Origin of the sequence: Massilia sp. UBA6681 (genome assembly GCF_002454935.1) — a bacterium.
GTDB lineage: Bacteria > Pseudomonadota > Gammaproteobacteria > Burkholderiales > Burkholderiaceae_D > Telluria > Telluria varians.
Genome location: NZ_DKJX01000052.1, coordinates 129,661 through 146,729, shown reverse-complemented (window position 1 = coordinate 146,729; position 17,069 = coordinate 129,661). Strand labels below are relative to the sequence as shown.

Genomic DNA, 17,069 nt, shown 5'->3' with positions numbered 1-17,069 from the left:
AGTAGCACTAGTGCCACTAGTGACACAAGGGGTTTAGCGTGTTTGTCCTGGCTTTTTCCGGTCGCCGTGACCGGCGGTGACCTCCACGCATGGTGCCCCTTTCCCTGATACCGGCCCGATTGGTGTGGAGCGGACGGGGTCAAGAGAGGGAACGGCGGCGGAGGCGGGAAGGTCCGGGCGATATAAGCGAGCGCAGCGAGCGCGTCCGGGGCTTGTCGGTGGAGCCGGCGCACCCGAAGGGTGCCGACCTTGACGCCGGCAGCGGAGCACCAAGACTGGCGGGAGCAGGGAAAGGGACCCCCACCAGCCAGCTACTCCACCCGGCGGGGCGGCTTAGGCGTCAGGATCGTGTCCGAGCTCCGGCCCGCTGGGCGAGCCTGGGTTCTGCCATTCCGATAGCGGGTCGAGATCCGGGGCTTGGGCGCGATGCTCGAGGTAGGAGGTCGTGAAGTCATTGTCGACGGGGGCCTGCTCGGCGCTGGCACTACGTGATTTGAGGTCGCGGGTGAGGTCGTCGAGCGGTCGGGGGTTTCCCGTTTCGCCGATCTGATCTCCTACGTCGATAAGCCGCCGGCCGATGTCCCGGGCTGGTCCGCCCTGTCGGATCAGGTCTTCGGCGAAGCGGCGATAGTCATCCATCGCCGAGTCCAGGGCCAGATCGCTTTCCTCGGCCGCCCGTTCGATGGCGTCGGCGTGGTCCATGATTTTTCCGCGCAGGTCGTCGTAGTCCACGTCCCGAGTCGGGGCGGTGTTCTGGGTTGCGCCCGGCAGTGACGCCCACGCTTCCAGGGCTTCGATCTCGCGCTGTCGCATCATCTCGCGCACCTCGTCCGCGGTGTCGAAGCCGAGTTCTTCCACCAGGGCTGGAGTCGGGTTGAGCATCAGTGACCAGCCGGGGCTGCGGCCCTTGGCCGCGAGTCGCTGGTCCAGTTCTGTCTGGGCCAGCTGGGCGGCGTCGGAGTTCTCGTATGCGGCGAGGTCGTCGTTGATGCTGGCTAGCTCGGTCTTCATCAGCTGGAGTTTCGCGGCGTCCGGGAAGGGCTCATCTGGGGTGTTGTGCAGTTCGTCGAGCCGCTTTCGGTCGGTGTCGAGCTCAGTTCTAGCGGCGTCGACCTGGCCAGGCGCCCTGCCGATCGCGTTCTCGATGCGAGTCATCACGCCGTTGGCCATCGCAGCTCGGCTGGACTTCGCTTCGTCGGCCTCCACGTCCAGCGCCTCGGTGCTGCCTGCGCCCCAGACTCCGAATCGGGAGTCGTCCCGTTGTGGCCAGAGCTGCTCTTGAGTGATGCTCACGCCGGTCAGTGGGAGGTCGCCGAAGCGAAGGATGACCATGTCGTGTTCCATCACGCGGGTGACGTGTAGCGGCACCCCTGCGAACGTGGCGACGTGTGCGGATTCATTGGGGCCTGCTCCGCGCAGTTGAACGTACGCCTCACGCAGCGCCTCCAGCAGACGATCCGAGGCGTCCTTTCGGACGCTGAACGACGTGCGGCCGATGGTGTAGTCCTTCGTCTCCTTCTCGGCCCAGGCCTTAAGTTCCGGGGCGACGGCGGCGAGCTGCTCGAGTCGCTTTTCCTCGTTAGGGATGGAGCGAGTCAGCGCCGCGATCTCCTCGCGGCGGGATCTGACCTCTGACAGGTGGCTCTCGCGTCGTGCGTCGAGTGCTTCTATGTCTCGCTCGAGTTCCACGCGCCGCAGGTATCGGTCATCGCCGGTGGCGATGGCTTTGACCAGAGCGGTCGACTCGGCCAGGTTGTCGGCCGATAGGTCCTCGATGCTGCGGATGGAGCGATCCGCGGCGTAGAGCTGCTCGAGGAATGCGGCCTTGCGGTTGAGCGTCTGCCACATCGCGGTGTCGTAGGTCGCGGTGGCGACATAGTTGTAGACGGCTACCTCTGGGTTCTGGTTGCCCTGTCGAATGATGCGGCCCTCGCGCTGTTCGAGGTCGGCGGGTCGCCAGGGCACATCGACGTGGTGAAGGGCGACCGCTCGTGTCTGCACGTTGGTGCCGGTGCCCATTTTCTCCGTGGAACCCATGAGCACGCTGATTCGGCCGGCGCGGCAGGCCTTGTAGAGCGCGGCTTTGTCTTCGGGCTTGGGATGATCGTGCACGAAGGCGATCTGCTCGGCAGGCATCCCGCCGGCGACCAGCTCGGCCTTGATGGCGGCGTAGATGTTCCAGCGCCCATCATTTTTGGGCACGGACCGATCGCAGAACACGATCTGCAGGCCTCCGCGGACGTCGGAAGGCTCCCCGAAGTCGTCGAGGTAGGCGCGGTCTCGGGCCGCCTCCCACTCGGCCAGGATGCGGGTGGCGACCTCGCGTGCCCGGCCCCCCTCGGTGGGCGGGGCCAGGTGGGCGCTGCGCGGGTCGAGGGAGACGTTGCGGCCGTCGTTGGCGATCTTGAGAGCGTTGTCGAGATCCATCCGGCGGGGGTCGAGAGTGTCGGCGCGGTGGCCAAGATCCTGGATGAAGTCCTTGACCTCCTGGCTGGGCTCGAAGTCCACGACGATGTTGCTTCCGGAGCGCTTTGCGGGCAGATTCACCGGCACCTGATCGCGGGTGACGGCGTCGGTGAACTGGCTGACCATGCCGACCAGGTCCCCGACATTGGCGAACTGGCCGACTCGGGTGACCGAGCGCAGCTTCGTGCCCGACGCGTTGAGTTCAACAGTCTCTGTGGTGTCGGTGAAGTTCTGGCCCCACGCGTCAATGCTGTCGACTCCTGCGTGCTCAAGCAGGTCAGGGCGGAGGTAGGTCTGCATGACGAAGAGCTCGGCGAGGGAGTTCGCGACCGGAGTTCCGGTCGCGAAACAGGCGACCCGCTCGACGTACGCATCGTCGGGAACGCCTGCCGCTGAGGCTTCTTGCCGTTTGCGATCGCGCAGGTAGTCGAGCTTGAGCTTGAGGTCCATCGCCTGATCGGACCCCGGGTGGCTCAGTTCCTGCACGCCGGAGGTGCGGGCAAGGTTCTTGTAGAGGTGGGCTTCGTCGATGAACAAGTAGTCGCAGCCCGATTGCTCGAAGGTTAGGCCTTCGTCTTTGCGGGTGGCGTCCATCGCTTTGTCGAGATTGATCTGCGCCTTGGCCATCGCGTTCTCGATCTGCTTCATCGTCGCCGCGCTCTGGTTGCCGTCCTTGGCCTCGAGGAGCGCCGAGCGCATGGCGTCGATCTGGTTGCTGATGAAGCTAGCGCGGGTTTGAGCCGAGGTCTTCATGCGGGTGAACGCCGAAAGCGGGACGATCACGATGTCCCAGTCCTGCGCTGCGGACTGGGCGACGAGCTTTTGTCGGCCCTCTGCGGTGGTGCGGCCGGCACCGGACAAGACGTTGGCGGCCGGGTACCACTGAGCGGCCTCACGGGCGACCTGGTCCACGATGTGGTTGGGCACCACGATCCACGGCTGGCGGACTAGTCCTAGACGCCGCAGCTCCATCGCTCCCATCAGCATGGTGCCGGTCTTGCCAGCACCGACGACGTGGTTGAGCAACACGGTCGGTTCGTTGACGATGCGCTCGACGGCGTTCCGCTGGTAGGGGTAGGGATTGAAGGTCTTTCCCAGCCCGGGGAAGGTTCGGTGTGAGCCGTCGTAGCTGGGGGCGACGGTGGCGTTGAACCGCCAGTTGTACTCGGTGAGGAGGCGTTCGCGTCGCTCGGGATCGCCATTGAGCGCCCAGTCGGCGAATGCCTCCTGGAGGCGTTCGGCCCGTTGCTTGGCCGCTCGTGTGGCGCCGGCGTGGATGTCTCCGCCGGGGACGGCTTCCTTGTACTCCTTGGAGCGGTTGACCGTGATGGGCCGAGAGTTCATCAGGCAGTCGAGAACCTGCCAGTGGTCGAAGCTACCCGAGCGGTCGCGGCCGAGGGAGACGCCCTGATTGGCCAGGGTTTGCTCGCGGTCGGTACCCACGAAGTTGTAGGACCGAGAGTAGCGGCCCTTCTGGGGCACGAGACCGTAGGCGAGGGCGTCGGTCTGGTAGCCGTCGTACCAGGAGCTGCCTTCGATGACCCACTCGTTGTTGACGTAGCTGACCGTCACGGAGTCCTTGTCGATGCGGAAGGTGTCCGCGATGAACTGTTCATAGTCGTCGGGGCTGACCCAGGTCACTCCCAGCCGGGCGCGGATCCCGTCCTCGATGCGGGCGGGGATGGCCTCGCGCAGGGCGGCCACGTTCGAGCGGTATCGGTCATCGGTTGCTGCGGCGGCGTTCGCCTCGGCGAGCTTTACGCGCACGTTGCCGGCCAGGTAGCGGCTGCGCGGGATCCACGTTCCGGGGTCTTCAGTGGAGCGGAACGCCAGCGCCTCGGCCTGAAGCTGTTGCTCGACGGTGCCAGCGTCGACGTCCATGAGCTGAGCGATCCGCGCGACGTCGACGCTGGCGCTTTCGTCCATGCTCACCGCCAGCGCATCCTGGATTGTCTCTGCGGCGATGATGGGGGTTGCCGGCTCGAGGACGTCGGCGGTGAACATGGCCGCTTTGCGGCCGACCATCCGTTCCTCGTCGAAGTGCTCGAGGGCTAGGACAGTCTGGAGATGAGGGTCGGCGCGTAGTGCGCCGGCCAGGTGAGGTTGTCTCTTCGTTGCCGCCGATTTGGGCTGCCAGGCTTCTTCGTCCAGGCGTGATCGGACACCGTCTGGGATGTCCTGCATGTTCTCGGCGCCGTAGTTGGGCCCCTCGGTGTCGAGCCAGGTGGTTAGAGCGGCCTCGAGGCGGGTGTCGTGCTCGTCTTGTGTGACTTCCGGTGGCTGCTTCCAGCTGAACCGGTTGAGGAACCCGTACTTGGTCACATAGGCGTCGTAGTGCTCGTTGAGTGCGGCGCGCAGGGCGGCCTTATCGGCAGGGTCTCCCCCGTCTCGCTGGATCTGTACGAGGGAAAGCGCGGTGTCACGCAGCTCGAGGATGGAACGCCACTCGGCGAGCCTGCTCTTGGGGCACTTGCTGTCGACCCACTCGGTTCCGTCGAAGCGCTCGATCAGGTTGTGATCACTGTTGTAGCGCAGTGTGTCGCTAGCGACTTCGCCGTGCTTCTCGACGGGAACGACGAGGCCCCGATCGGTGGCCAGGGAGGAGTCGTAGACGACGAGATCCCGGTTGGCGAGCAAGCCGCGGCCGTCAAGAACTGCCGCGTCGATCACGGGGCCGAGGACGTCAGCGATCTGCCTGTCGAGCGGAGCGTCATTGCGGGCCAGGACGCGTAGTTCGTCCTGCCCATACATGCCGTGGCCAGCGGTCAGTGTGCCGAGGATGTGATGGGGGTTGTCGAGGAAGTACTGATTGACGGTGAGTCGGGCCGGTGGGGCGTCCCCGTCGGCGAGATCGGTCCGCACGGTGACGTCATTGGTGCGAACGAACTGGCGGGTCGTTTCAGTAGGTTCCTGCCCATGTTCGCGGACGCGGAACACCAGCAGATCGGTGACGACTTCCGTGCCTGCGACCCGGCGGAAGGCGCCGGTTGGAAGGCGAACCGCGCCGATCAGGTCAGCTCGATCGGCCATAGCGGTGCGAGCGTCGGCTCTCGCTGCGTCGGCGGTGTACCGACTGGTGAGCAGAGCGACGTAACCGCCGGGGGCGGTGAGGTCCAGCGATTTGATGATGAAGTGGTTGTGGATGGAGTGCTGGCCCCTGTTGTGGGCGTCGTCCCACAGCTTGATGTCGCCGAATGGGACGTTTCCGATTGCGGCAACGAAAGAATTGTCGGGTACCGCGGTGTCGGCGAACGATTCATTGCGCACCTGGGCACTGGGATATAGCGCCGCCGCGACTCGAGCGGAGAGGGTGTCGAGCTCCACGCCCACCATCTGTGCATCGGCCGGGGCGTGACCGATGAAGGTTCCACTGCCGCTGCCGGGTTCGAGGACGAGCCCGCCCTGGAATCCGGCTCGTCGTAGGAGACTCCACGTTTCGGCGACAACAGTCGGGTCTGTGTAGTGGGCGTTGAGAATGGTGTGCCGCGCCCGGTTCCACTCGGCTGAGCTGAGTAGCGACTCGAGTTCCGCACGCTCGTCGGCGAAATCGGCTCGACGCGGATCGAAGACTTCGGGCACGGCGCCCCAGCCGGACCACTGCGCGATGATTGCCTGTTCGTCGGGGGTCGCATAACGATCCTCGGCGTCGAGGGTCTGGAGCAATCTAATGGCGGCGATGTTCGCCTCGACTCTGGCCTTCTTGCCGGACGGGACGACGACGTCCCGGGGCGGCGCGTAGTCGACGGGTTCGGGCCGCTGGTCGGCATCGGGGGCGACCACTCCCCCACCGCCGCCGGTTAATGCCAGGCTGGCCGGCTCTTCTGCCACCTCCGATTGACGCACGGGCGCCGGCAGAGGTTCAGAATGGACGTTGATCGTTGCCGGGTCGACCGGCGCCGCTCCGGTGTCGTCGAAGACTAGGTCGAGTTGTTCTGGCTCAGTCCTCTTGCTTCGGACAGGACGCTTTCGCGTCGCTCCAGCTCCCGTTCGACGAGGTCCGTAAACAGTGCTCTGAGTGGATCGTTCGGCGTCTCCGGTATTGGTTCCCCGTCCTCGTAGCGTGTCTGCATCAAATAGGCCGCCATCACTCGGAAGCGGATCGTCTGCTCCGGCCAGACGTCCTCCGTCTGCACGTCGATCTCGGGACTCGGGTCGCCCACCACGTCGGTGTGCGTCCGCCACCGATCCGGGCTGGTCCGCCAGCTCTGGTCCTCGAAGGTCTCCTGGTCCTCCTCTTCGGCTGCCAGTTCCACCTCTTCCCCCAGTTCCTGCCACAGAATCGTTTCCTCGGCCTGCGCTCGTGCCCGGTTGCCGATCTGCACGGTCTCTATGTAGGGCGGAAAGTTCCCCTGATTGTCCGCCCGGAACTGAGCGATCCCCATGCTCCTGAGCCGTTCGGTCTCGTCTCCGATCATCTCCGCCAGCCTCTCGGCCTCCGCCTGAATCGCGGCCTCCAGCGCTTCTGGAGTCGGGTACTCCCGGTCCCGTCCGAGCTCCTCCCATGCCGCCTGAACGGCTCTGCGCGTCATCTCTGACATGGTTGTCTCCTTCGGGGGCATCGTCGCCAAAGCTGAATAGGTCCGGCTGTTCTGACAACGGTGCCTCCACGATCGGCTGCGGTTTCGCTTCACCCTACGACCCCGGAAATGCCTGTTGTGGGACGTGCACCGTGATGATTCCTTCTCATCCATGAACTCTGCCTCCCTGCCCGATTCCGCCAGTTCCCCCCAGGCTGTCTTCAACGTCGAGGGCTAGATCTGCCCAGTCCAGATCCGGCTCAAGTGCGTCGCCGATGAGCTCGCCCACCTCGCGCACGGCCGAGGCGACTGATAGACCTGATTGCGCGACGACAGCTCCGACGGCAGCCGCGATGAGACCCACGCAGTCCGGTCGTCGACCCCGCGATGCCAGGACCGCCAGCAGTCGGCGGTACTCCCCCACGTCAGGCCGAGCTAGCCCAGCGCTCCTCGCCGACGCCAGCTCGAACCCGAGCGCTCGCCCGGAAAGCGCTGCCATCATGTGCAGCTCCGGTTCCGGCACCTCCGAGTAGGTGGACACCAGAACTGCCTCCGCCCTGCGATGCGCACCGACGAACACGCGGCGCCGTGGATCAGCAGCCACGTGGCGGATGTGCGCGGCGAGATTGGACTTCATCTCATTGGTCGCAAGGACTCGAGTTGGCATGGTCTCGGTTATACGCCACGGGTAGGCCTAGTTCTAGGCCTACTTTTTGTCGCCAAAAGAAAGTGCCCCTTGTGGCACAAGGGGCACTTGTTCGAATGGTGGCGCATGTGGCACGTGCGCCACAAGTTCTACCTCTCCAACCTGTCGAGCTTTTCGTCGATCGCCTCACGAATGAGATCGGCGATGGCGTCGTAGTCACGAGCATTGGAAGCCCACACGTCCTTGAGCCTCTCGTGACGCTCCTTTCCCAGGACCACCGACACCTGGCCGGTGCGGTCCCAGCCCTTCTTCTTGCCGGCCCCCCTCTTCTGTGGGCTGGCGGCCTCGACCGGGGCGACCTCGGCGACCGGCGATGGGGCTTCGTGCGGAACGGAGCTCAGGTCGCTGAACACCGATCGCTTCCTGCGGTTCGGGGGCTTGGGGCCCTCCGGCAACTTGTCCGCCATGGTCGATCAGTCCTTTCCCGTGATGGTCGTGAGCATGTCGTCAAAGAACCGGGCGACCTCGACCGCGCGAATTTCGGTGAGCTCGTCGAATCCGTACCCGGCAGCGTTCGCTCGTTGGATGAAGGTGAGTCTGGGAAGCGGGCGGCCAAGGACTGGAATCTCCGCGTCGCGGGCGTAGTCCTCGATCTCAGACACGAAGGCCTCTTCGGTCTTAACGTTGGTTCGGTGCCCGTTGATGACGATGCCAGCGATGTCGATTTCGCGGCCAAGCACGCGTCCGAGCTGATCGTTGGCGGTGTCGATCGTGTTGACGATGCGCCCGACGCCGACGAATCCGGCCGACGACGGGTCGGTGACGATGATGACCGAGTCCACAGCCGCGAACGCATTGGTCAAGGTCAGGCCGAGCGCTGCGGGGCAGTCGATCACGACGAGGTCGTAGGCGTCGTCCGGGAGCTGACTGAGGGCCTTGTGCAGCGTCAGTTCGCGCATCATCGCCCCGGTCAGCGTCATCTCTACTGCGACGTAGTCGTCCAAGCCCGAGGGCACGAGGTCGATGCCATCTCGCCGGGTCGGAACGACCGCCTCGTCGACGCGCACGTTCGTCGACGGATCCATGACGTCGGCGATGGTGACGTCGAACCACTCGTCCGCGTTGCGGGCGGTGAGCTGCTGGGTCAGGTTGCCCTGGGAATCCAGGTCGATACCCAGCGCCTTCTTTCCGCGGGCAGCGGCGGCGTGCAACAAAGACTGCGCGACGGAGGTCTTTCCGACTCCGCCCTTCTGGTTCGCTACTGCAACGATTTTCATGCTTCCTCCCTCTAGTGACCCTAGTGCAACTAGTGGCGCGTGCGGTGCACGCGCCACTAGTTGATTTTGCGTGTCGCTCTAGTCGCGTCGTGCACTGTCGAGGACGATGCGCCCGGGCAGTGCGATCGCCGCCCATTCGATCGTGTCGGTGTCCACTTCAAGACCGAGCTCACGCAGAGCGTTGCGCAGTCCTCCGGTCGAGAACTCGCGGACATGGAAGGGGCCGTCCTCGATGCTGCTGTCGGCAAAGTGGTTGAAGTACTCGATGCGAACCGAACCCGGGCCGGTGACCTCCGGGGTCGCCACCGCTCGCACCTCCTCGTCGCCATGGATGATGCCCTCAACCACGCAGCGGTGGGCGTCGTCCTTCCCGGCAGCCTTGAACAGTCGGGCAAAAACCAGCACCTCACGTGCAGTCAGGTGGGAGGTCAGGGCGTGCAGCACCTCAGCGTCGGCGAGCAGGGACGCGACCTCGGACAGCGCTAGCCCGAGGGCGGCGAGACTGGTGGGTGAATCACTCATGGTGTCCTCCTGGGGTTTCCGGGGGCGGTGTTGCCCTCTCGGTATGCCTTAATAGTAGCACTAGTGCCACTAGTGGCACAAGGGGTTTAGCGTGTTTGTCCTGGCTTTTTCCGGTCGCCGTGACCGGCGGTGACCTCCACGCATGGTGCCGACCTTGACGCCGGCAGCGGAGCACCAAGACTGGCGGGAGCAGGGAAAGGGACCCCCACCAACTAGCTACTCCACCCGGCGGGCAAAGGGCTGTGTCGCATGGCCAACGTCGATGCCGTAGACCACCAGGGTGGACGCTCCGTCTTTATCTCCCTGGACCCGGATCGCGTCCTCGGCGTAGACCAAGAGGTCGTCGCCGACCGTGAACCTCGCCTGGATTGCCGTGGACCACTGAAACAGCTTCGAGTCAACGAACTGCACTTCGTATCGAGTGGGGGAGTGGCGCGCCCCCGGTTGGCCACCGTGCTGCGGGCGCGAGTGATCGTCCACGACCCGCAGGGTCGTTAGTTGGGTGGATCCGCGCTTGGTCGTGATTGTGGTGGTGTGCAGGTGAATGAGAGAACCGCGAACGATCATCGTTGAACCCTAACGTCTCGACTTGAACACACGCGGCACAAGTGGCACTCGTGCCACCAGCACCGCTAGAGCCGCACGCTCTTTGAGGCTATGACGGTCCGGATGTGTTCAGCCCCGTGGGCTGAGCCTGGCCGGGTCAGCATCTGGGGGAGGGGCTGGAAACGCTCGGCACTTCAGTGCCCCATACCCACTCCGCCGTCGACGTTGAGCACGTTGCCGGTGATGTAGCTGGAATCCTCGGAGGCCAGGAACGCGACGGCGGAGGCGACCTCCTCGGGCCGCGCGAATCGGGCGAGCGGGATCATCGAGGTACCGAGTTCTTTGGCTTTGTCGTCCATGGCGTCGGACATATCGGTCTCGGTGAAGCCGGGGGCCACGACGTTCGAGGTGATGCCCTTGATGCCGAGCTCTCGGGCGAACGAGCGGGCCATACCGATAACGCCGGCCTTGGAGGCGGTGTAGTTGACTTGGCCGGGGACGCCGGACATTCCGGATGCGGATCCGATGAAGATGATGCGGCCGTACTTTTGCTTGAGCATGTTGCGGGTCGCTCGTTTGGCGATGCGGAACGCGCCGGACAGGTTGGTGTTGACGACGTCGAGGAACTGCTCTTCCTTCATCCGCATTACCAGCGTGTCCTTGGTGATGCCGGCGTTGGCCACGACGACGGAGACCGGGCCGAAGGTCTGCTCGGCGTAGGTGAACGCGGCATCGACGGACTCGGGGTCGGTGACGTCGCATTCGACGCCGTGGATGCCTTCGCCGACGCCGCTGCCTCGGTGGGTGCCGACGACCGTGAAGCCGTCGCGGGCGAGTCGGGCGGCGATAGCCGCGCCGATGCCTCGGTTGGCGCCGGTGACCAGGGCTACGCGTGCGTCGGTCATGTGTGATCCTCCTGGGGTCGTCGTGCAGAGAACAGCGCGACTTGGCCGACCCGCCGGGTGCTGACCTCGGTGTAGCCGCGGAGCGCGTTCTCCAGTTCGTCCATGGTGTCGTCGGCGTTACCGAATACGCCGAGCTTGTTGTAGGTGCTGTTCAACGCTCGAGCTGCGAGCGTCGCGGTCTCGGGATCGGGGATGAGGGTGGAGCCGAAGATGGTCCCGCCAGGCCGGAGGTGGCCGCGAAGCTGGGAGAGGCGGTCCCACTTCTCGTGACTGGGGATGCAGTGAAGCAGGAAGTTCAGACCGATGGAGTCGAAGCTGTGCTCACGGGGGAGCGGGTCGAAGAAGGATTGCTGGAGGGAGGCGATGGATCTGCCGTGGCCAGCTCTGTCGGCCGCGGCGGCGAGGCAGGAGGCGTTGAGGTCGAGCAGGGTGAGCGAGGGGGAGTCGATGCGCTCGAGGAAGTAGCCGGTCCCGGGGCCGACATCGAGGTGGCTACGGCCGGCGTGGCTGCGGTAGTGCTCGACCATCGTCGCTGTCGGGCATCGCCAGATCAGTCGATTGGTCAGCCCGAGGACGCCCGCGTCGTAGAGCCTGAGAGTGACGGGGTTGTAGATACCTCCGCTGGCGCCGCGATCGCGTGCTTGGCTCATGCAGTTCCTCTTCTACGCAGCATTACAGTGGCCGCCCCGCCGTCCATGTCTGCGATCGGGACCACCTTGGCATCGAACTGGATGCCATCTAACGCGACGGGGAAGACGCCGGTTTCATACAGGTCGTACTCGGTGACGAGGCTGCACAGCGCCTCGTAGCTCAGCGGGGCATCTGCACCGACACTGGTGACGGCGCTTCGCGCAAGGCGGTTGACCAGTGCAAGCGTGATGGAGGCGAACTCGACGAGCGGCCCGAGAAGGTCCGGAGGTTCCTGCGTGCGCTCGGCGAGGACGACGCTGGTGCCGATGATCCGTCGCTGCTCACCCTCGACGCGGAGTCGGCCTCCGCTGAACATGTGCAGCGGGGCAGCGTCCGGAAGGTTGAGAGTCCACTCGTATCCGACCCATGTGTTGTCCGGGTCGAGCACCGCCGCTTTGTAGCGCGTGACAAGGGTGGCGGCGTCGGCCGGGGTCAGGAATCGCCATAGATCTTGAATCGGCCGCTGTTCGCCGGCGACGCGGCCGTCTGCCATGAGGGAAACGTCGTCGCCGGCAGTGACGGTGGTGAGATCGGCCAGGTCCATGACCCACGAGTTGAGCACGCAGCGCTCAACCGGCGGGGTGGGGTGGAGCCAGACGGCGATTCCGGTCGGACCGCACTCGGGGTGCTCGACCAGGTGGTAATCAGCGTGCAGGCCGGGAGTCGAGCATGTTCGGGTGCGGGCGTAGTCCGTGAGCAGCCTCAGACCGTCACGGTCGAGGTCGAGCAGGTTGCTCTTGACGGCCCGTCGGAGCGTGCGTTGGCAGGGGACTCCACCGATGGAGTGAACCATCAGATCTCCATCGCCTCTGTCTGCGAGATCGAAGACGATCCATCTCGGATCAAGCCGCACGTGAAGCCTCCTGACGTGGTCAATAACGGACACAGCCTATGGTTTCGAGCTCAATCTCGGGCGATCAACTTCCCCCCGATCACCACCCTCAGTCGCTACCTGGCGAGGCCGAAACGGTCGTTCTCCGCCGACCTGCGCTGCCGTCGCCGCAGGATTGAACGGATTGCGTCCATGTGGCGTGACACCTGCTCAGGCGTAGCCGCGCGTTCTTCGGCTGCGGCGGCGGCCTCTGCCCGTCGGCGCTGCTCTTCGAGGGCTTGCTGTCGGTGCTGCTCGGCGACCTCGCTTGGCGAGGGGCCGGCGAGCACGTCCCGGAGCCGGGAGAGGCGATGTCGCAGGAAACCGGCCGGATTTTTGATCCTCGAGGGCCAGTCCCGCGGATTCTTCCGCGCATCCTCGTTGAGGATCGTCACCAGATCACGCCCTGTCCAGCGAGTGCAATCCACGAGCTCGTCGATGACGTCGACCAGTGACCCGAGGTGACGCCCGTTGTCGAGGCTCTTTGCTGCGGCGACGAGCTGGGCGGTGACGATGTGTGCCTGGCGAGGCCGCTCTCGGTCTCGGAGTCTGTGTGAGCGCCCGGAGGGCGCCGTCGCGCGCTTGCGCGCGTGTGTGGGGGAACGCTTTGTACGGGGAGTTTTACTCCCCGTAGAACCGCTACGCGGTAGAGACGATTTTGTGTACCACCTGCGGGGAGTCGTCAGCGCCCATGTGGATGCAGCTCGGATCTGGACTCCGTCGTGGTGCACGGCGGCCTGAAACCGTTCCTCGACGGTGAGGTACCGCCCCCGCGCGACCTCGACCGCGAGTTCCAGCGCCGCCAGGACGGCCCGAGCTTTCAGGACAACATCGTGGCAGTACGGACGGGCGCGACCCGCCAGCTCAGCGGCGACCCGGCCGATAGTGGCGTTGGAAGCGGTGACGCCGCGCCCGGTGCTGGAGTCTGCAAAGTGAGCGCACGCCCGAGCTACGAGCAGTACGGTCCGCGAGGACACGCCCCACTTCCGGCACAGCTGCCGGCCCGGAGCGCACGCCAACTCCGCCGCAGCGGCCGTGAGCCACTTGGTGCGGCTTTGCCACACCAAGGCTGGCTGTCGGCCGTCGAGTGCCCAGGAGTGGCCGCGTTGGCCCCGCAGCGTGTTTTCTTTCTCGGCATCCTCGATCCGCTGGCGGATCACGTCGCCGAGGTTGGGTTCTTGCGTGTTATCGAGGTCTATTGGCGCACCCTGCGACTCGCCCAGCATTGACATGCTGGACACCGCATTTGGGTGTGCGCTACCCTCGGAGCTGTCTGGCACGACAGTTCCTTCCATTGGGAGGGAGCGCAGATCAGAAGCAGGTTTGGTCGCCTGTCCTGATCTCAAACTTCAAGGACGTCACCCGATTCCCGTCGGGTGGCGTTCTTTTTTGGTTTGTGAACGCTCCGCTGTGCAGTTGTCACGCAGGTACTCGGTGGTCAGTCGATACCCGCGTCAGTGCATGGTGAGAGGCGTCCTCCTGTTCAGTCGTGGTCGGTTCTTAACCGGCTTGGAGCAGCTCCTGCTGCCCGCCCCGGTGGTCTTTGGGTACGGCTTCGTACGCTTCGACGCCCAGTCGGACGATCTCTTCGACAACCTGCCAGCGTTTGGGGTTGCCGGATTCCCGCCAGAGGCGCTGCACGTCGGCGAACAACTTCTCGTCGATGAGCGCATTGAGTTGAGTGCGGCCTTCAGTGGTACGAGGAGGTGCCATATGGATATTGCTATCACGGGTGTAGTTTCAGGTGTGTTATTTCCTAGGCGGGGCGGCGTGTCGAGCCGGTAATACTTAACGATACAGATGCGCGCTATTGGGTGGAACCCTTGAGCGTGTCGTTGGCGCGCTGCCATGCGTCGCGCACGGCCTCCCGGGGCTCCCCATAGAGGTCGGCCAGGCTGGCACACAGTGCCTCGGACAGTGGCGAGCCCCCCTGCTCGATAGTGGAGAAGGCGCTTTGGCTGAGGCCAACGCGCTCGGCGACCTCGGACTGATTGAGTGCTGCGTGCACGCGCATGTCCGAGAGGGTTTCGCGGCCCGGGAGTACGCCCGTGAGGTCCCGAACGTTCAGCTCGAGAACTTGCGCTAGCGCGGCGAGTTTCGCCGGGGCCGGTGCCGTGCGGCCGGCTAGCCAGTTGCGCACGGTCGAGGGATTGACCCCCACGCGAGCGGCGACCTGGAGGCCCGTGAGGCCGTGTCGAAGCATCGCTCCGCGAGCCACGGAAGGGCTGACATAGCCGGGCCTGCGAGCCACGCAACCTCCTGCATCTGGCGTGCAACTCGCATCATCATCGCAGTCCATTTCGGCCCCCTCGGCCCTTGCGCCGGTATAACTTAACGCTATAGCCTAGCGTTGCAGGCCCGCTAGACAAGCTGGTCTATCAACTAAGTAGAGGCTCACCGGAATTGAGAGGGAAGCCCTTGAGCAAGCACACAGCGTTCGCATACCGTGCCTCCTGCGCCCGTACCGTCGGTACGGCTCCGCACCGGTTGATTCTGTCCCGGCGCGATGAAGCGCAATTCCCACCACACGCGTGTGCTCTGCCGACTGTCGGCGCCCCCCTGGTCACGGGGCGCTGCCCCCTGCCGAGCGCCGCCCTCAGTGATCCGAGGATGCGATGAGCCATACCCAGGGAGACCTCCGTTCGGCCGTTCGCGGAGCAGCCATCGGCGCCTGTACAGCGCTGATCGCGTTCGCCGGCGTGTACGCGGCATCGGCTGCGACTCAGTCGGGAATCGAGGAGGCGACTGCGCCCGCAGCTCGACCCTCGAGCACGCAGGCTGGCGTGGACGTGGCCCAGAAGACGAGCGCGACTCCGCGTTCCGCGAAGGCCGCTCAGTCGACCTCGCCCCGGACGGCTACGCAGCGTCCTGCCCAGGCGAAACAGGCCGGCCTAGCGAAGGCGGTCCAGCCAACCCGTGAGGTGAAGAGGGAGGACAGGCGCGACGAGCCCCGAGAGTCGGCCTCTGAGGTCGACACCGCTCCGGCGCCGCAGGCTCCCACGCAGCAGGTCCGCTCTCCGCAGCCTGCGCCGGTCCAGCAGGCCCCGTCGTATCCCGTTCAGCAAGCCCCGACGTACCCGGTGCAGCAGGCGCCGGTTCGACAGGCTCCCGCTCCGGCTCCCGCTCCGGCTCCCGCTCCGGCTCCCGCTCCGGCTCCCGCTCCTGCACCCGCTCCGGCTCCCGCTCCTGCCCCGGCAGCCACCACGCCCGCCCCCGCCCAGCGCCCGCCCCAGGTCGTGATGCCGACGCCGAGCGCGCCGGCCACCGGCAGCCTGCTGCAGACCATCCTGGCCTTGATGCTGGTGCTCGGCCTGCTGCTCGGCCTGGCCTGGTTCATGAAACGCTTCGGTGCGCGCGTCATGGGCGCCAGCGCCAACGTGAAGCTGGTCGGCGCGCTCAACATCGGCGGGCGCGAACGCATCATGGTGGTCGAGGTGGGCAACCAGTGGATCGTCGTCGGCGCCTCGCCGGGACGGGTCAATGCCCTGGCCACCATGCCGCGCCAGGAAGGCTCGCAAGAGGACGGCGCCACGCTGGCACCGCACGCAGCGAGCGCCGGCAGCTTCGGCGACTGGCTCAAGAACACGATAGACAAACGTAATGCGAAATAAGAAATTCCTGCTGGGGGCGGGCATGCTCGCCCTGGCGCTGCTGCCGCTGGCCGTGCTGGCCCAGCCCGGCATCCCGGCCTTCACCACCAGCGCGGCCCCGGGCGGCGGCACGCAGTATTCGCTGCCGGTCCAGACCCTGATCCTGCTCACGGCGCTGACCTTCCTGCCGGCCGCGCTCCTGATGATGACGGCCTTCACCCGCATCATCATCGTGCTGTCGCTGCTGCGCCAGGCGCTCGGCACCCAGACCGCGCCGCCCAACCAGGTGATGGTCGGGCTGGCGCTGTTCCTGACCTTCTTCGTGATGGGCCCGACTTTCGATCGCGCCTACACCGAGGCCTACCTGCCGCTGCAGCAGAACCGGATCCAGATGAGCGAGGCGCTCGACCGGGGCGTGGTGCCGTTCAAGGAATTCATGATCAAGCAGACCCGCCAGTCCGACCTGGCGCTGTTCGTCAAGATCTCGCGCTCGCCCGCGTTGCAGGGCCCCGAGGACGTGCCGCTGCGGGTCCTGATCCCGGCCTTCGTCACCAGCGAGCTCAAGACCGCTTTCCAGATCGGCTTCGCGATCTTCATCCCCTTCCTCATCATCGACATGGTGGTGGCTTCGGTGCTGATGGCGATGGGTATGATGATGATGTCCCCTGCCGTGATCTCGCTGCCGTTCAAGCTGATGCTGTTCGTGCTGGTGGACGGCTGGCAGCTGCTGCTGGGTTCGCTGACCCAGAGTTTCTACTAGGAGACGCGCATGACTCCCGAATCCGTCATGACCATGGGCCGCACCGCGATGGAGATCACGCTGATGGTCTCCGCCCCGCTGCTGCTGGTGGCGCTGATCATCGGCCTGATCATCTCGATCTTCCAGGCCGCCACCCAGATCAACGAAGCGACCCTGTCCTTCATCCCGAAGCTGGTCGGCGTGTTCATCGCCCTGGTGCTGGCCGGGCCGTGGATGCTGTCCGTGATGCTCGACTACATGCGCGGGGTCTTCACCGGCATTCCCGGCCTGATCGGGTAA

Annotated in this window: 16 protein-coding genes; 3 read left to right on the top strand and 13 right to left on the bottom strand. The window is 65.3% G+C overall.

Annotated elements, in window-relative coordinates; genetic code table 11:
- Nucleotides 1-333: 333 nt before the first annotated feature.
- The 13 genes from B2R83_RS23975 to B2R83_RS08435 all read right to left on the bottom strand — a co-directional run bounded on the left by B2R83_RS23975 (nucleotide 334) and on the right by B2R83_RS08435 (nucleotide 14,643).
- Nucleotides 334-6,309 (bottom strand): DEAD/DEAH box helicase family protein, encoded by a 5,976-nt coding sequence (locus B2R83_RS23975; RefSeq protein ID WP_292040107.1) that lies wholly within the window; start codon nucleotides 6,307-6,309, stop codon nucleotides 334-336.
- Between the two features lie 74 nt (nucleotides 6,310-6,383).
- Nucleotides 6,384-7,004, bottom strand: a complete 621-nt coding sequence (locus B2R83_RS08490) for a hypothetical protein (protein WP_182643619.1) — start codon at nucleotides 7,002-7,004, stop codon at nucleotides 6,384-6,386.
- 145 nt (nucleotides 7,005-7,149) lie between these two features.
- Nucleotides 7,150-7,650, bottom strand: a complete 501-nt coding sequence (locus B2R83_RS08485; RefSeq protein WP_292040106.1) for a hypothetical protein — start codon at nucleotides 7,648-7,650, stop codon at nucleotides 7,150-7,152.
- Between the two features lie 128 nt (nucleotides 7,651-7,778).
- The gene (locus tag B2R83_RS08480) at nucleotides 7,779-8,096 is read right to left on the bottom strand and encodes a hypothetical protein (RefSeq protein ID WP_063934998.1); all 318 of its coding nucleotides are present in this window, start codon (nucleotides 8,094-8,096) and stop codon (nucleotides 7,779-7,781) included.
- Between the two features lie 6 nt (nucleotides 8,097-8,102).
- Complete coding sequence (locus tag B2R83_RS08475; protein ID WP_292040103.1) at nucleotides 8,103-8,906, bottom strand: ParA family protein; 804 nt, start codon at nucleotides 8,904-8,906, stop codon at nucleotides 8,103-8,105.
- 78 nt (nucleotides 8,907-8,984) lie between these two features.
- Nucleotides 8,985-9,428, bottom strand: coding sequence for a hypothetical protein (locus tag B2R83_RS08470; protein ID WP_182643615.1), 444 nt, complete (start codon nucleotides 9,426-9,428; stop codon nucleotides 8,985-8,987).
- Between the two features lie 216 nt (nucleotides 9,429-9,644).
- The gene (locus tag B2R83_RS08465) at nucleotides 9,645-9,995 is read right to left on the bottom strand and encodes a hypothetical protein (RefSeq protein WP_063972546.1); all 351 of its coding nucleotides are present in this window, start codon (nucleotides 9,993-9,995) and stop codon (nucleotides 9,645-9,647) included.
- Between the two features lie 173 nt (nucleotides 9,996-10,168).
- Nucleotides 10,169-10,879 carry a 3-oxoacyl-ACP reductase FabG gene (gene fabG, locus B2R83_RS08460; RefSeq protein ID WP_292040092.1) on the bottom strand — a complete coding sequence of 237 codons (711 nt, stop codon included), beginning with the start codon at nucleotides 10,877-10,879 and terminating at the stop codon, nucleotides 10,169-10,171.
- Nucleotides 10,876-11,529: a class I SAM-dependent methyltransferase gene (locus B2R83_RS08455; protein ID WP_292040091.1), complete on the bottom strand. Its 654-nt coding sequence runs from the start codon at nucleotides 11,527-11,529 to the stop codon at nucleotides 10,876-10,878. The genes fabG and B2R83_RS08455 overlap by 4 nt, the downstream gene beginning before the upstream one ends.
- A complete protein-coding gene (locus B2R83_RS08450) occupies nucleotides 11,526-12,362 on the bottom strand; it encodes a hypothetical protein (protein WP_292040088.1) in 837 nt (278 codons plus the stop codon). The genes B2R83_RS08455 and B2R83_RS08450 overlap by 4 nt, the downstream gene beginning before the upstream one ends.
- Before the next feature lie 155 nt (nucleotides 12,363-12,517).
- Entirely contained in the window at nucleotides 12,518-13,672 is a 1,155-nt protein-coding gene (locus B2R83_RS08445) for a hypothetical protein (RefSeq protein ID WP_292040087.1), read from the bottom strand.
- Between the two features lie 268 nt (nucleotides 13,673-13,940).
- Nucleotides 13,941-14,153, bottom strand: coding sequence for a hypothetical protein (locus B2R83_RS08440; protein WP_132064161.1), 213 nt, complete (start codon nucleotides 14,151-14,153; stop codon nucleotides 13,941-13,943).
- A 94-nt stretch (nucleotides 14,154-14,247) separates the two neighbouring features.
- Nucleotides 14,248-14,643: a helix-turn-helix domain-containing protein gene (locus B2R83_RS08435; protein WP_063972552.1), complete on the bottom strand. Its 396-nt coding sequence runs from the start codon at nucleotides 14,641-14,643 to the stop codon at nucleotides 14,248-14,250.
- A gap of 1,036 nt (nucleotides 14,644-15,679) precedes the next feature.
- Here B2R83_RS08435 and fliO point away from each other — a divergent pair.
- From fliO to fliQ, 3 genes are read left to right on the top strand one after another with little or no spacing between them, the layout of a single operon-like run.
- Nucleotides 15,680-16,051, top strand: a complete 372-nt coding sequence (gene fliO / locus B2R83_RS08430) for a flagellar biosynthetic protein FliO (RefSeq protein WP_292040071.1) — start codon at nucleotides 15,680-15,682, stop codon at nucleotides 16,049-16,051.
- Nucleotides 16,041-16,790 (top strand): flagellar type III secretion system pore protein FliP, encoded by a 750-nt coding sequence (fliP, locus tag B2R83_RS08425; RefSeq protein ID WP_292040068.1) that lies wholly within the window; start codon nucleotides 16,041-16,043, stop codon nucleotides 16,788-16,790. The genes fliO and fliP overlap by 11 nt, the downstream gene beginning before the upstream one ends.
- A 9-nt stretch (nucleotides 16,791-16,799) precedes the next feature.
- Nucleotides 16,800-17,069, top strand: coding sequence for a flagellar biosynthesis protein FliQ (fliQ, locus tag B2R83_RS08420; RefSeq protein ID WP_027864440.1), 270 nt, complete (start codon nucleotides 16,800-16,802; stop codon nucleotides 17,067-17,069).